Source organism: Microbacterium sp. NPDC087868 (assembly GCF_044900755.1).
GTDB classification, from domain to species: domain Bacteria; phylum Actinomycetota; class Actinomycetes; order Actinomycetales; family Microbacteriaceae; genus Microbacterium; species Microbacterium galbinum.
Genome location: NZ_JBJDNO010000001.1, coordinates 1,049,108 through 1,062,847, shown reverse-complemented (window position 1 = coordinate 1,062,847; position 13,740 = coordinate 1,049,108). Strand labels below are relative to the sequence as shown.

Annotated in this window: 15 protein-coding genes; 7 read left to right on the top strand and 8 right to left on the bottom strand. The window is 69.5% G+C overall.

Translation table 11 applies throughout. The features are described 5' to 3' along the window. The first annotated feature begins 97 nt into the window (after nt 1-97). Complete coding sequence (locus tag ACI2JZ_RS05240; protein ID WP_247623019.1) at nt 98-1,294, top strand: AI-2E family transporter; 1,197 nt, start codon at nt 98-100, stop codon at nt 1,292-1,294. Beyond that, entirely contained in the window at nt 1,291-2,520 is a 1,230-nt protein-coding gene (gene ilvA, locus ACI2JZ_RS05235; protein WP_404596741.1) for a threonine ammonia-lyase, read from the top strand. The genes ACI2JZ_RS05240 and ilvA overlap by 4 nt, the downstream gene beginning before the upstream one ends. Before the next feature lie 60 nt (nt 2,521-2,580). Here the strand turns inward: ilvA and greA are convergent, their stop codons facing one another. Together greA and ACI2JZ_RS05225 are read right to left on the bottom strand one after the other, a co-directional pair. Then, on the bottom strand, nt 2,581-3,069 hold the full coding sequence (gene greA / locus ACI2JZ_RS05230; protein ID WP_404596740.1) for a transcription elongation factor GreA: 489 nt from the start codon (nt 3,067-3,069) through the stop codon (nt 2,581-2,583). Nucleotides 3,070-3,165: 96 nt separating this feature from the next. After that, the gene (locus ACI2JZ_RS05225) at nt 3,166-3,552 is read right to left on the bottom strand and encodes a DUF4307 domain-containing protein (protein WP_247623016.1); all 387 of its coding nucleotides are present in this window, start codon (nt 3,550-3,552) and stop codon (nt 3,166-3,168) included. Between the two features lie 68 nt (nt 3,553-3,620). Between ACI2JZ_RS05225 and ACI2JZ_RS05220 the strand changes: the two genes are divergently transcribed. Then, nucleotides 3,621-3,920, top strand: a complete 300-nt coding sequence (locus ACI2JZ_RS05220) for a hypothetical protein (RefSeq protein ID WP_247623015.1) — start codon at nt 3,621-3,623, stop codon at nt 3,918-3,920. A 4-nt stretch (nt 3,921-3,924) separates the two neighbouring features. Here the strand turns inward: ACI2JZ_RS05220 and ACI2JZ_RS05215 are convergent, their stop codons facing one another. Continuing rightward, nucleotides 3,925-4,611, bottom strand: coding sequence for a hemolysin III family protein (locus tag ACI2JZ_RS05215; RefSeq protein ID WP_247624710.1), 687 nt, complete (start codon nt 4,609-4,611; stop codon nt 3,925-3,927). Between the two features lie 144 nt (nt 4,612-4,755). Between ACI2JZ_RS05215 and ACI2JZ_RS05210 the strand changes: the two genes are divergently transcribed. From ACI2JZ_RS05210 to ACI2JZ_RS05200, 3 genes are all read left to right on the top strand, one after another. Then, complete coding sequence (locus tag ACI2JZ_RS05210) at nt 4,756-5,535, top strand: isoprenyl transferase (RefSeq protein WP_247623014.1); 780 nt, start codon at nt 4,756-4,758, stop codon at nt 5,533-5,535. 54 nt (nt 5,536-5,589) lie between these two features. Then, the gene (locus tag ACI2JZ_RS05205) at nt 5,590-6,720 is read left to right on the top strand and encodes an aminotransferase class V-fold PLP-dependent enzyme (RefSeq protein WP_404596739.1); all 1,131 of its coding nucleotides are present in this window, start codon (nt 5,590-5,592) and stop codon (nt 6,718-6,720) included. A gap of 158 nt (nt 6,721-6,878) precedes the next feature. Continuing rightward, nucleotides 6,879-8,261, top strand: coding sequence for a PhoH family protein (locus tag ACI2JZ_RS05200; protein WP_282185340.1), 1,383 nt, complete (start codon nt 6,879-6,881; stop codon nt 8,259-8,261). Between the two features lie 73 nt (nt 8,262-8,334). Here the strand turns inward: ACI2JZ_RS05200 and ACI2JZ_RS05195 are convergent, their stop codons facing one another. The 5 genes from ACI2JZ_RS05195 to xseA are packed head-to-tail and all read right to left on the bottom strand — an operon-like array spanning nt 8,335 to nt 12,581. After that, nucleotides 8,335-9,729 carry an aspartate ammonia-lyase gene (locus ACI2JZ_RS05195; protein ID WP_247955825.1) on the bottom strand — a complete coding sequence of 465 codons (1,395 nt, stop codon included), beginning with the start codon at nt 9,727-9,729 and terminating at the stop codon, nt 8,335-8,337. Further along, nucleotides 9,726-10,385 (bottom strand): carbonic anhydrase, encoded by a 660-nt coding sequence (locus ACI2JZ_RS05190; RefSeq protein WP_247632617.1) that lies wholly within the window; start codon nt 10,383-10,385, stop codon nt 9,726-9,728. Before ACI2JZ_RS05190 ends, ACI2JZ_RS05195 begins: the two co-directional genes overlap by 4 nt. After that, entirely contained in the window at nt 10,382-11,020 is a 639-nt protein-coding gene (locus ACI2JZ_RS05185) for a DUF4245 family protein (protein WP_404596738.1), read from the bottom strand. Before ACI2JZ_RS05185 ends, ACI2JZ_RS05190 begins: the two co-directional genes overlap by 4 nt. Further along, nucleotides 11,017-11,247 carry an exodeoxyribonuclease VII small subunit gene (locus ACI2JZ_RS05180; protein WP_247623009.1) on the bottom strand — a complete coding sequence of 77 codons (231 nt, stop codon included), beginning with the start codon at nt 11,245-11,247 and terminating at the stop codon, nt 11,017-11,019. The genes ACI2JZ_RS05185 and ACI2JZ_RS05180 overlap by 4 nt, the downstream gene beginning before the upstream one ends. Before the next feature lie 56 nt (nt 11,248-11,303). After that, complete coding sequence (gene xseA / locus ACI2JZ_RS05175) at nt 11,304-12,581, bottom strand: exodeoxyribonuclease VII large subunit (protein ID WP_404596737.1); 1,278 nt, start codon at nt 12,579-12,581, stop codon at nt 11,304-11,306. A gap of 122 nt (nt 12,582-12,703) precedes the next feature. Here xseA and ACI2JZ_RS05170 point away from each other — a divergent pair, with 122 nt between their 5' ends. After that, nucleotides 12,704-13,738, top strand: coding sequence for a 4-hydroxy-3-methylbut-2-enyl diphosphate reductase (locus ACI2JZ_RS05170; RefSeq protein ID WP_404596781.1), 1,035 nt, complete (start codon nt 12,704-12,706; stop codon nt 13,736-13,738). The last annotated feature ends 2 nt before the right edge of the window (nt 13,739-13,740 follow it).

The window sequence follows — 13,740 nt, the reverse complement described above, 5'->3', positions numbered from 1 at the left end:
GTCGGAAAGCGTAGCCCCGGCCGCCGACATCGCGGGCTCGTGACCGGCCGCCGAAGGATGCGTCTGACGGCATACGGCATCGCCGTAGACTTGGGCGATGAGCGACGAGCAGCGACCGCGGTTGAGGGATCTCCTGCGTCCGCGCCCGGTCTCGACCGACCGGACGGTGACGACCGAGGCGGAGGAGGCCGTGCCCCTCCCGTTGCGCATCACGGCGGGCTACGCGTGGCGTCTGCTCCTGATCGCCGCGGTCGTCGCGGGGTTCATCTGGATCGTCATCCAGCTCAAGCTGCTCGTGATCCCGCTGATGGTCGGCATCCTCATCACCGCTCTGCTGTGGCCCGCGTTCGAGTGGATGCTGCGGCACCGGTTCCCCCGGTGGCTCGCCGTCGCGATCTCGATCCTCGGCACGATCGCGATCGTCTCGACCCTGCTCTGGCTCGTGATCTGGCAGATCCGCGCCCAGCTCCCGGACGTGCAGGCGCGCACGGGGGCCGCGGTCGAGCAGTTCCGGCAGTTCCTCCTCGACGGTCCGCTGCACCTGACCGAGAAGCAGATCCAGGGCTACATCGATCAGGCGTTCGAACTCGTCAACGAGCAGGCCCAGCTCCTCCTCAACGGGGCTCTCGCCGTCGGAACCACGGCCGCCCACGTCGTGACCGGCGCCGTCCTGTCGCTGTTCATCCTCATCTGCCTGCTGGCCGACGGAGCGGGGATCTGGCGGTGGACGCTCCGGCTCTTCCCGCGCAAGGCGCGTCCCGCCGCCGACAGCGCGGCCCACAACGGCTGGTCGACGATCGTCAACTACGCACGCACGCAGCTGCTCGTCGCCGCGATCGACGCGGTCGGCATCGGCACCGGAGCGGCCCTTCTCGGTGTTCCCCTCGCCCTCCCCGTCGCGGTGCTCGTCTTCCTCGGATCTTTCATCCCGATCGTCGGTGCCGTCGTGACCGGCGCGATCGCGGTGCTGCTCGCCCTCGTCTACAACGGCCCGTGGATCGCCCTGGCGATGCTCATCGTCGTGCTCGGGGTCCAGCAGCTCGAGGGCCATGTCCTGCAGCCGATCCTGATGGGGTCCGCCGTGAAGGTGCACCCCCTGGCGGTCGTGCTGGTGGTGGCCGGAGGATCCATGATCGGCGGCATCCCCGGCGCACTGTTCGCCGTGCCGCTGGCCGCATTCGTGAACGTGGCCGCCGTGACCGTCAGCACCGGGTCGTGGCGCACCGGAGACCAACCAGATGCAGATCTGATCTGGAGCACAGTACCGCGACAGCGGAGACGGAGAAATCGATGAGCGCAGTCCCCAGCCTGACCGAGTTCGAGCACGCAGCTCAGAGTCTGGCTGAGGTGATCTCGCACACGCCCACGCTGCCCTCCCGCGCACTGTCCGACATCCTCGGCGCACCGGTGCTGCTGAAGATGGAGAACCTGCAGCGCACCGGCTCCTTCAAGATCCGTGGCGCGGCCTACCGGCTGTCGCGGCTGAGCGCCGAAGAGCGCTCTCGCGGCGTGGTCGCGGCGTCCGCAGGCAACCACGCGCAGGGCGTCGCGCTCGCCGCCCAAGCGCTGGGCATCCCGGCGACGATCTTCATGCCGCTGGGCGTGCCGGTGCCCAAGCTGCTCGCCACGCGCGGCTACGGCGCCGAGGTCGTGCTCGAGGGCGAGACCGTCGCCACCTCGTTGCGACTGGCCGCGGAGTTCGCCGAGCGGACCGGAGCCGTGCTCATCCCCCCGTTCGACCACCGCGACGTGGTGATCGGCCAGGGCACGCTCGGCCTCGAGCTGCTCGCCGACGCCCCCGAGGTCGATACGATCGTGCTCGGCATCGGCGGGGGAGGGCTCATCGCCGGCGTGGCCGCGGCGGTCAAGGCGCGCGCCGCCGAACTCGGCCGCGAGGTGCGCATCATCGGTGTGCAGGCCGAGAACGCCGCGGCCGTGCCGCCGTCGCTCGCAGCCGGCCACCCGGTCGACATCGAGACGCGTCCGACCATCGCCGACGGCATCCTCGTCGCCCGTCCCGGGGCGATCCCGTTCGACATCATCAAGGACCTCGTCGACGAGGTCGTGACCGTCTCCGACGATGATCTGGCCCGGGCGATCCTCATCCTCCTCGAGCAGGCGAAGGTCGTCGTCGAGCCCGCGGGCGCGGCGGGTGTCGCCGCGATCCTGTCGGGGAAGATCGAGGCGACGGGCCCGACGATGGCGGTGCTGTCGGGAGGGAACATCGATCCGCTCCTGCTGCAGCGCGTCGTCTCGCACGGTCTCGCCGCCTCCGGCCGCTACCTGACCATCCGCATCCCCCTTCCGGATCGTCCCGGCCAGCTCGCGCGCGTCTCGGAGCTGATCGCGGAGGCGGGAGCGAACGTCATCGAGGCGATGCACACCCGTCACGGGCACGGTCTGCAGATCAGCGACGTGATCCTCGAACTCAGCGTCGAGACCCGCGGACCCGAGCACTCCGAGCACACGCTCGACACGCTCCGCCGCGAGGGTTTCGAGCCCATCGTCGTTCCGGACTGACGCCGAACGCAGAACGCCCCTCGTGCCTGCGGGCCGAGGGGCGTTCTGCGTGAGGGGGTGTCAGCCGGTGTACGTCTCGACGTTGACGATCTCGACCGAGATCGAGCGCCCGTTGGGAGCCTCGTACGACGACTTCTCGCCGAGCTTCAGGCCGAGGATGGCCTGTCCGAGCGGGCTGGCCTCGCTGTACACGTCGAGGTCGCTGCCGACCGCGATCTCGCGGCTGCCGAGGAGGAAGACCTCTTCGCCGCCGGCGACGAGCGCCGTGACGACCGTGCCGGGCTCGACGACGCCGCGGCTGGCCGGTGCCTCGCCGACCTTGGCGGTCTTGAGCAGGTTCTCGAGCGTGCGGATGCGCGCCTCCTGCTTGCCCTGCTCGTCCTTCGCGGCGTGGTAGCCGCCGTTCTCCTTGAGATCGCCCTCTTCGCGGGCGGCCTCGATGCGCTTCGCGATCTCGTCGCGGCCCGTGGTGGAGAGGTTCTCGAGCTCGGCGACGAGCCGGTCGTAGGCTTCCTGCGTGAGGAAGGGAACCTGAGCGTCCGTGGACATGACGAAGCTCCTTCTTTCGGTATCGCTCCCGCTCGCGGCGGGGGATATGCCAAGACGCCCCGGCACTTGCCAGGGCGTCGTCGTTCTGCGTCGAGTCTAAGCGACCCAGCAGGTGTTCACCAAACCTGTCGTGGCCTCGGCCACGGTCGGGATGGTGGCGGCGAGGGCCTGCGCGTGGCTGTCGCCGGCGGGGATCTCGACGACCTTCCACCCGACCACGCCGAACTCCTCGTCGAGGGCCTCGACGATGCAGACCACGTCCTTGCCCTGCACGCCGGTGATCTGGAACCGCACGTCGACGCTGTGCTCGTCGACCAGCGTGTATCCCAGGTCGTCGGCATCGACCTGGTTCATCGACTGCGCAACGATGCCCCACCCGTAGCCGCCGACGAGCAGGATCGCGACGATTCCGGCGATGATCCAGGGGGCGCGGCGCCTGCGGGTGCGTCCGTACCGTTCGTCGAGCTGCTCTGGGGTCGTCACGCTGCAGGTCTCCCGATCGTTAGGCTGGTGATTACAGGTTATGCGACCTGCGTACGAAAGGCCGATTCATGCTCGCTCTGTCCGAGACCCCGATGCCGACGCCCACGATGACCGTCGACCCGGAGTCCGTCACCCCCGGCTTCGTCGGGTTCGCGGCGATCGTCGTCGTCCTGATCGCCGTCATCCTGCTGATCTGGGACATGAACCGCCGTATCCGCCGCGTGCGCTACCGCGAGGAGGTGCGCGACGAGCTCGACGCCGAGGAGGCCGCCCGCGCCGCCGACGAGGCGACCGAGACGGATGCCGACCTGCCGATCGTGCGCGAGGGCGACGACGATCCTGCAGACGACGGTCCGCGCCCGGCCTGACCGATCAGGCGGGTACGCCGAGCGAGGGCGACAGCGGTGCGAGGGCGATCAGCAGGCACGCCGTCCAGTGGCAGAGGAATGCCAGCACCGTGCACACGTGGAAGATCTCGTGGAAGCCGAAGTGCCCGGGCCACGGGTTCGGCTTCTTGAGCGCGTAGACGATCGCCCCGCCCGTGTAGAGCAGTCCGCCCACGATGACGAGCACCATCATGGCGACGTTCGCGTTGAGCAGGTCGACGATGTACATCACGGCGGCCCAGCCCAGCAGCAGGTAGAGCGCGACGTACAGCCACCGCGGGGCGTGGATCCAGAACACCCGGAACAGGATGCCCAGCAGGGCGCCGCCCCAGACCAGGAAGAGCAGCAGCGTGCCCTTCTCCGGCGGGAGGGCGAGCGTCGCGAGCGGCGTGTAGGTGCCGGCGATCAGCAGCAGGATGTTCGCGTGATCGATGCGCTTGAGCACGATCTTCGTGCGCGGGCCCCAGTTGAAGCGGTGGTACAGGGCGGAGTTGCCGAAGAGCAGCAACGATGACGCCATGAACACCGCGGCGGCCCACTTGGCGGGCGCTCCCTCCGAGAGCACGATGAGCACGACGCCCGCGGCGATCGCCACGGGGAAGGTGCCGGCGTGGACCCATCCGCGCCACGAGGGCTTGACCTCGATCACGGCATCGGCTGCGGCAGCCTCCATGAGGGGCAGCTGAGGGAGGTCGGGGCCGGAGTCTTCGGGAGTGCTCACGTGCACACTCTATTCGCGGTGGCATTCCGCCGGCCGTACATGTCCACAGCATCCGCACCGGCGGCGAGGGGGAGGACGCTGTAGCGTAGGAAGGTGATGTCAGGGGATAACCAGGGGCGTGGGCCGCTGTACCGGCTCTACAGCAACCGGCTGCGCCGCCGCCTCGATCCGGCGTCCGTTCCGCACCACATCGCGATGATGATCGACGGCAACCGTCGATGGGCACGACAGCTCGGCTACGCCACGGCCGCTCACGGACACCGCGCCGGTGCGATCAAGATGCGCGAGTTCCTCGGTTGGTGCGATGAACTCGGCGTGCGCGTGGTCTCGCTGTACCTGCTCTCGAGCGACAACCTCCTCAAGCGCGACTCGGCCGAGCTGGCGGATCTGATCGAGATCATCGCCGATCTCGCCGAAGGCCTGTCGTGGGAGGGCAACTGGCGCGTCAAGCACGTCGGGCGCTCCGACATCCTTCCGACGGATCTCGCCCGGGTCCTCGCCGATGCCGAGGAGCGCACGAAGGACCACACGGGACTCCACGTCAACCTGGCCGTCGGCTACGGCGGCCGGAACGAGATCGTCGACGCGGTGCGCAGCATCCTGGTGACGCACGAGGCGTCCGGCGGCACGATGGAGGACCTCGCGGCGCAACTCACGCCGGAGATGATCGGGGAGCACCTCTACACCGGAGGACAGCCGGATCCCGACCTCGTGATCCGCACGAGCGGCGAGCAGCGCCTCAGCGACTTCCTCCTGTGGCAGAGCGCCCATAGCGAGTTCTACTTCGTCGAGGCTCTCGGACCGGACCTGCGCGAGGTCGACTTCCTCCGGGCGATGCGCGACTTCGCGGATCGGGACCGTCGTTTCGGGCGGTGACGGGACGCCCGAGAGGGAGTCGTCGCCGCGCCGGCATCGTGCCAGACTTACTCGGTGAGCACCATCCACGAGTACTTGGCCACGTTCGACGTCGAACCCGGTTATCTCAACTGGGCCGCATTCGGACCGCTGTCGCCGTCGGTGCGCGAGGAGGTCTTCGCCGACGCCGACCTCCTCGGCAGCGGACGCCCCGCCTCGCTCGCGCTCGTCGCGGAGCGCGTCACCCAGGCGCGCGAGATCGTCGCCGACATCCTGCAGGCGGATGCCGAGGACGTGACGGTGCAGCCGTCGTCGACCCAGGGACTCGCCCAAGCGCTCTACGGCGCACGGGGCACGGTGATCGCCTCGACCGCCGAGTTCCCCAGCGTCAGCCTGACGCTCGATCGCGCGGCCGCCTTCTCGCAGGGCACGGTCGTGCCGCGATGGATCGACCCGGCCGACGGCCGTGTGACCCCGGATGCCGTCGCGGAGGCGCTCGACGACGATGTCACCGCCCTCGCCGTGAGCCACGTCGACTTCCGCACGGGCTACCGTGCCGACCTCGCGGCGCTGCGGGAGGTGATCGGCCCGGACCGATTGCTCATCGTCGACGCCGTGCAGTCCTTCGGCATCGTCGACACCGACTTCCGCGCCGCCGACGTGGTCGTGGGACACGGTTACAAGTGGCTGCGCGCCGCGCGCGGGACCGGCTTCGCCTGGTTCTCGGATCTGGCGCGCGAGCGCCTCGCCCCGGTGCTCAGCGGGATCACCGGCACCGAGGGGGAGGGGCTCGCGGTCGACGAGCGCCCTGCGCCCGCGGCATCCGCTCGCGCCTTCACGACCAGCGGTCCCGACACGCTCGCGGCGGGTCGCCTGGCCGTCGGCGCGCGCACCGTGCGCGATGCCGGGATCGCGGCGATCGAGGAGCATCTCGCGGGCCGCGTCGACGCGGTCATCGAGATCGCCGACCGGCACGGCATCACGGTCGTCTCTCCGCGTGAGCGTGAGCGGCGCGCGGGGATCGTCGCCCTCGCGCCGGAGGAGCCGGCCCGCCTCGCAGCCGCCCTCGCCAACGCCGGTGTCGTGGTGACCGCTCGTGGTTCGGCGGTGCGGGTGGCCCCGCACGCCGGCACCGACGACGAGACCATCCGGATGCTCGACGACGCGCTCGCCGGATTCGGCAACGAGACGTTCACCATCGCGTAACACTTCGCTGGCGTGTCGAGCCGGGGAAAAGTCGGCGGCTGGTCGTACCTTCAAGGCATCGGGCATGGTGCCCGATCGGGTCGGCCACAGGCAAGCGACTCGTGACCCCCTGGTCGACTCGTTCGAATAGCCGGGATTCCCCGGGTCGGGAGTGGGTCGTGACCACACGTTCAGCGCAGCAGTCCACCAGCACCGCGCAGCAGTCCACCCGTCAGTCGAATCGACGGGCGTCGTCATCGGATCCGGATCAGGATCTCCGCACCTACGTCCTCGACACCTCGGTTCTGCTGAGCGATCCGCAGGCGTTCTTCCGATTCGCCGAGCACTCCGTCGTCCTCCCGGTGGTCGTGATCACCGAGCTCGAGGGCAAGCGCCACGACCCCGAGATCGGATACTTCGCCCGACAGGCGCTCCGGCACCTCGACGACCTTCGCATCGAGCACGGCCGTCTCGACTTCCCGGTCGAGGTCGGCGAGGGCGGCACGCTCCGGGTGGAGCTCGCCAACACCGACTCCTCGGTGCTCCCCGCGGGCATCCGCCTGAGCGACAACGACACCCGCATCCTGTCGGTCGCGATGCATCTCGCCCAGGACGGACAGGACGTCACGATCGTCTCGAAGGACCTGCCGATGCGGGTGAAGGCGGCGTCGCTCGGGCTCCGAGCCGAGGAATACCTCGCCGAGCAGGCGATCGACTCCGGCTGGACCGGCATCTCGACCCTGAACCTCTCGGGCGACGACATCAGCGACCTGTACGAGAGCGAGGTCGGTATCAGCGAGGAGGCCCGCGGTCTTCCGGTGAACACCGGCCTCATCATCCACTCGGAGCGGGGTTCCGCCCTCGGACGGGTGACCGGGGAGGGCGAGTACAAGCTGGTTCGTGGCGACCGTGACATCTTCGGGATGCACGGGCGCTCGGCCGAGCAGCGGATCGCCATCGACCTGCTCACCGACCCCGACGTCGGCATCGTCTCGCTGGGTGGTCGTGCGGGTACCGGCAAGTCGGCCCTGGCGCTCTGCGCCGGGCTGGAGGCCGTGCTGGAGCGGCAGCAGCAGAAGAAGATCATCGTCTTCCGTCCGCTGTTCGCGGTCGGCGGGCAGGAGCTCGGATACCTCCCGGGCGACCAGGGCGAGAAGATGGGGCCCTGGGGTCAGGCGGTCTTCGACACGCTCGGCTCGGTGGTCTCGGGCAATGTGATGGAGGAAGTCGTCGAACGCGGCATCCTCGAGGTCCTGCCGCTCACGCACATCCGTGGCCGTTCGCTGCACGACGCCTTCGTGATCGTCGACGAGGCCCAGTCCCTCGAGCGCAATGTGCTCCTCACCGTGCTCAGCCGCATGGGTCAGAACTCGCGGGTCATCCTCACGCACGACGTCGGCCAGCGCGACAACCTCCGCGTCGGACGCCACGACGGCATCGCCAGCGTGATCGAAACGCTGAAGGGACACGACCTGTTCGCGCACGTCACGCTCATGCGCTCCGAGCGCTCCGCGATCGCGGCCCTGGTCACCGAACTCCTCGAGGGCGGTGAGCTGAGCTAACGGTCCGTCTCATCCGAGAAAGCAAAGAACGCCGGCCCCGAAAGGGACCGGCGTTCTTGCGTGGTCGGACGGATCAGCCCGGGTGCGTCATCGACAGCAGATCGAGCTTCTCGTCGAGCTGCTCGAGGGTCAGGTCGCCGCGCTCGACGTAGCCGAGATCGATCACGGCGTCGCGCACCGTGATGCCCTGGGCGACCGCGTGCTTGGCGATCTTGGCGGCGGCCTCGTAGCCGATCAGCTTGTTCAAGGGCGTCACGATCGACGGGCTCATACCGGCGAACGCGGCCGCGCGGTCGAGGTTCGCCTGCAGGCCGTCGATCGTCTTGTCGGCCAGCACGCGCGAGGCGTTGGAGAGCAGACGGATCGACTCGAGGAGCGCCGTACCCATGACGGGGATGGCGACGTTCAGTTCGAACGAACCGGAGGCTCCGGCCCAGGCGACGGTCGCGTCGTTGCCGATCACGCGCGCGCACACCATCAGCACGGCCTCCGGGACGACCGGGTTGACCTTGCCGGGCATGATCGACGAACCGGGCTGCAGATCGGGGATGTGCAGCTCGCCGAGACCCGTGTTCGGGCCGGAGCCCATCCAGCGCAGATCGTTGTTGATCTTGGTCAGCGAGACGGCGATCGTGCGCAGGGCACCGGATGCCTCGACGAGACCGTCGCGGTTGGCCTGGGCCTCGAAGTGGTCCTTCGCCTCGGTGATCGGCAGTTCAGTCTCGGCCGCGAGCAGTGCGATGACCTTCTGCGGGAAGCCGAGCGGGGTGTTGATCCCGGTGCCGGTGGCGGTGCCGCCGAGCGGGACCTCCGCGACGCGGGGGAGCGCCGACTGCACGCGCTCGATGCCGAGACGCACCTGACGGGCGTAGCCGCCGAACTCCTGGCCGAGGGTGACCGGGGTCGCATCCATGAGGTGGGTACGACCGGACTTCACCGCGTCCTTCCACAGCTCGGCCTTGGCCTCGAGTGCCACGGCGAGGTGGTCGAGCGACGGGATGAGCGTGTCGATGAGCGCCTGGGTCACCGCGATGTGCACCGAGGTCGGGAAGACGTCGTTCGACGACTGCGAGGCGTTGACGTGGTCGTTGGGGTGAACGTCCGCGCCGAGGATGCGCGTCGCCAGCGTCGCGAGCACCTCGTTCATGTTCATGTTCGACGACGTGCCCGAGCCGGTCTGGTAGGTGTCGACCGGGAACTCGCCGTCGTGGGAGCCGGCGGCGACCTGGTCGGCGGCCTGCGCGATGGCGTCGGCGATGGCGCCGTCGAGCGTGCCGAGCTCCTTGTTGGCGAGCGCGGCGGCCTTCTTGATGCGGGCGAGGGCTGCGATCTGCGTCGACTCCAGCCCCTTGCCCGAGATCGGGAAGTTCTCGACGGCGCGCTGCGTCTGCGCCCCGTAGAGCGCGTTCACGGGCACCCGCACCTCACCCATGGTGTCGTGCTCGATGCGGTACTCGGTATCGGTCATTCCGAACCCTCCTGCGTTTCGGGGTCGATCCCCACGGTGATGACGGGCACGGCCGTGCCCTCGGCCAGACGGTAGTTGGCGCCGACGATGCCCAGGCGGCCCTCGGCGACGGCGCTGCTGATGATCTCGGACGACTGCAGCAGGTCGGCGACGGTGTTGCGCAGGTGCTCCTGGCCGACGAGTTCGGCGTCGATCTCGGCGACCGTCGTGCCGCCGCTCTCGGCGAGCACCTTGCGCGCGGCCGGGACGATCGGGGCGATCAGCTTCCAGATGTGCGGGGGCACGGGTGCCGCGTCGATCGCGGTGCCGTCGATCGCGGCGCGCACGGCACCGCAGGAGTCGTGGGCGAGAACCACGATGAGCGGCACGTTCAGCACCGCCACCGCGTACTCGAGGCTCGCGACGATCGATTCGCCGATCACCTGGCCGGCGTTGCGCACGACGAACAGGTCGCCGAGTCCGAGGTCGAAGATGATCTCGGCGGCGAGACGCGAGTCCGAGCATCCGAACAGGGTGGCGACCGGGTTCTGGGCCTCGGCGAGTCCCTTGCGGCGGGCGACGTCCTGATTCGGATGCCGCGGCTCCTCGTTCACGAAACGGCGATTGCCGTCGCGCATCTGCTTCCAGGCTGCGGCCGGGGTCAGGTCGTGCGTCATGAGGCCTCCGAGAGGGTGCGGATCTGGGGGGTGAGTGAAGCGGCCAGCTCGGCGGTGGAATCGGCCGACCGCGAGCCGTAGAGCAGCACGTAGTCGTCACCGGCCTGCGTGCCGAGGGCGTAGGAGATGTTCGAGGCCGAGTCGCCGGGGGTGAAGACGTCCCACTCGATGCCCTCGATCGTGACGGTGTCGGTGGGGGCCGTCCCCTCGAGGCGCTGCGGTGCCCAGCGGGAATCGGCGTCGAAGGCCTGGGCGACCTTGACGAACCCGCGCTCGTCCTGGGCGGCAGGGGCGAGCGTGATGTCCCACACGACGGTGGCACCGCTCTGCAGCTCGGCCGCGTTCACCCGCCAGAAGTCGCCGAGTTCGGGCACGATCACGGCGCTGTCCATCGTGTTCTCGACGTCGGCGGCGATGCCGGTGAGGTCGACGGACGGCGCGGATGCCGGCTCACCGCGCGGGACGGCGAAGATGATCACGGCCAGCACGGCGAGCGTCGCCAGCAGTGCGGCGATGAGGCTGCGCACGGTCTGGCTCGACCGGTAGGCCTTGCTCGACGCGGCCTTGCGGGCGGCCGTCTCCTCCGGGGTCTCGGGGCGTCCGAGCTCCGCGACGATGGGAGCGGGCTTGTTCATCGCTCGTCCCCGTCGTCGGCAGCGGCGCGGGCGGCGTCGAGTCGGCGCTTGGCGCCGAGGAGCCATTCCTCGCAGCGGGCCGCCAGGGCCTCACCGCGCTCCCAGAGCGCCAGCGACTGCTCGAGGGTCGGCGCGCCCTGTTCGAGTTCGGCGACCACGGTGACCAGCTCGTCACGAGCGGCCTCGAACGTCAGCGTCTCGACAGGGGTATCGTTCAGCGCGCTCACTCCTCCATCCTACGGCGTGCCGTCGCGATCGGTGAGCGGCCGCGGGCCGCGCTCGATCAGGATGCCTCGGCGATCTCACCCTCCGACCGCGCGGCCACCGAACCGCGATCGACGGTGATGGTCAGGGCGCTTCCGGCCGGGGCATCCGCCGCATCGCGCAGGATCACACCGCCCTCGAGATGCGCGATCGCGTAGCCGCGCGCGAGCGTCGCCGCCGGCGACAGCGCACGCAGGGATGCCCGCAGCTCGCTCGTGCGGCGACCGGCGGCATCGAGGTGGCGGGTGAGGGTGTCGCGACCCCGCGAGACCAGCAGCCACACCTCCTGCGCGCGGGAGTCGATGATCGGGGCGGGGGAGCGGAGCACGGGGCGCGAGCGCAGCTGTTCGAGCTGCGCGATGTCGTGCGACAGGCGCTGGGTGAGTCGCGTGGTCGCCCGGGAGCGCAGCTGTCCGATCAGGGCGCGCTGCTCGCCGACATCCGGCACGACCCGCTTCGCGGCATCCGTCGGGGTCGACGCGCGCAGGTCGGCGACATCGTCGAGGAGGGGGTGGTCGTTCTCGTGCCCGATCGCACTCACGACCGGCGTCGAGGCGGCGGCGACGGCGCGCACCAGGCGCTCGTCGCTGAAGCCGAGGAGGGTCTGCGGATCGCCACCGCCCCGGGCGATGATGATGACGTCGACGTCGGGATCCGCGTCGAGACGGGCGAGGGCCGCCAGCGTGTCGGGAACGCAGCGCTCGCCCTGCACCGCCGCGTACTCGGTGCGGAAGCGCACCTGCGGCCAGCGCAGCTCGGCGTTGCGGTGCACGTCCTTCTCGGCGTCGGACCTCTCGCCCGTGATGAGTCCGATCACGTGCGGGAGGAACGGCAGCCGCTTCTTGCGCGAGGGGTCGAAGAGGCCTTCCTGACGCAGTTGCGCGCGCAGCTTCTCGAGCCGCTCGAGCTGGTCGCCCAGCCCCACGTGCTTCATCGAGGAGACGGTGAAGCTGAAGTCGCCGGCCTTCACGAAGTAGTCGGCCTTGACGGCGGCGACGACGTGATCCCCGATCCCGAGGTCGGCGGGAATGCGCCCTCGAACGCTCGACCACACGCGGATCGAGATCTGCGCATCGGACTGCACGTCCTTCAGGCGCGCGAAGACGTTGCCGCCGCGGACGTTCCAGGAGGTGATCTCGCCCTCGACCCACACCGTGTTCCAACGCGCGACGAAGTCCCGGATGGTGGCGTTCAGCCGGGCGACGGAGGTCGGGGCATCCGCCGTCGAATCGCGGGGCGAGACGGCATCCGCCGGCGGGTTCTCGCCGGGGCCGGTGGCTGCTTCGAAGACCGTCATCTGCTCTCGTCCCTGGGGGTTGTCGTGCGGGGGAGGATTCCCGGCTTTCTCAGGGTGGACGCCGGTAGAATCGAGGGGTGACCTCGACTGCCGTTCATCTCCCCATCCCTCGCCTCCCACGCGTGCGTGCGGCGGCCGGGAGGCTTCAGGATAACGCGGTGGCCGGACGCAAGCGCGTGCTGCTCGCGGCGCCGCGCGGATACTGCGCGGGTGTCGATCGCGCCGTCGTCGCCGTCGAGAAGGCTCTCGAGCGCTACGGCGCTCCGGTCTACGTGCGCAAGCAGATCGTCCACAACATCCACGTGGTGAGCGAGCTCGAGGCCAAGGGGGCGATCTTCGTCGAGGAGGTCGACGAGGTTCCGACCGGGGCGCACGTGGTCTTCAGTGCGCATGGCGTCTCGCCGGCGGTCGTCAACGCGGCATCCGACCGCGGCCTGCACGCGATCGACGCGACCTGCCCCTTGGTCACCAAGGTGCATCGCGAGGCCGTGCGCTTCGCCCGTGACGACTTCGAGATCCTGCTCATCGGTCACGAGGGGCACGAAGAGGTCGAGGGCACCGCGGGTGAGGCTCCGGATCACGTGACGATCGTCAACTCGCCGGACGAGGCCGACACGGTCGTCGTGAAGGACCCGAACAAGGTCGTGTGGCTGTCGCAGACCACGCTCTCCGTCGACGAGACGATGGAGACCGTCAACCGCCTGCGCACGCGCTTCCCCGAACTGCACAATCCTCCGTCCGACGACATCTGCTACGCGACGCAGAACCGTCAGGTCGCGATCAAGAAGGTCGCCGTCGGTGCGGATCTCGTCATCGTGGTCGGCTCCGCGAACTCCTCGAACAGCGTGCGCCTGGTCGAGGTCGCGCTCGAGTACGGGGCCAAGGCCGCGTACCGCATCGACTACGCCGAGGAGATCCAGCAGGAGTGGCTCGACGGCGTCGAGACGGTCGGCGTGACGAGCGGGGCATCCGTCCCCGAGGTCCTCGTGCGCGAGGTGCTCGACGCGATCGGCGACGCCGGCTACCGCGACATCGAAGAGGTGAAGACGGCCGAGGAGGACCTCATGTTCTCGCTGCCGAAAGAACTGCGTCAGGATGCTTCGGGCAAGCGCGACGATCGGGCCCTGGGCGGACGCGCGACCGGAGGAGGCGCATAGCG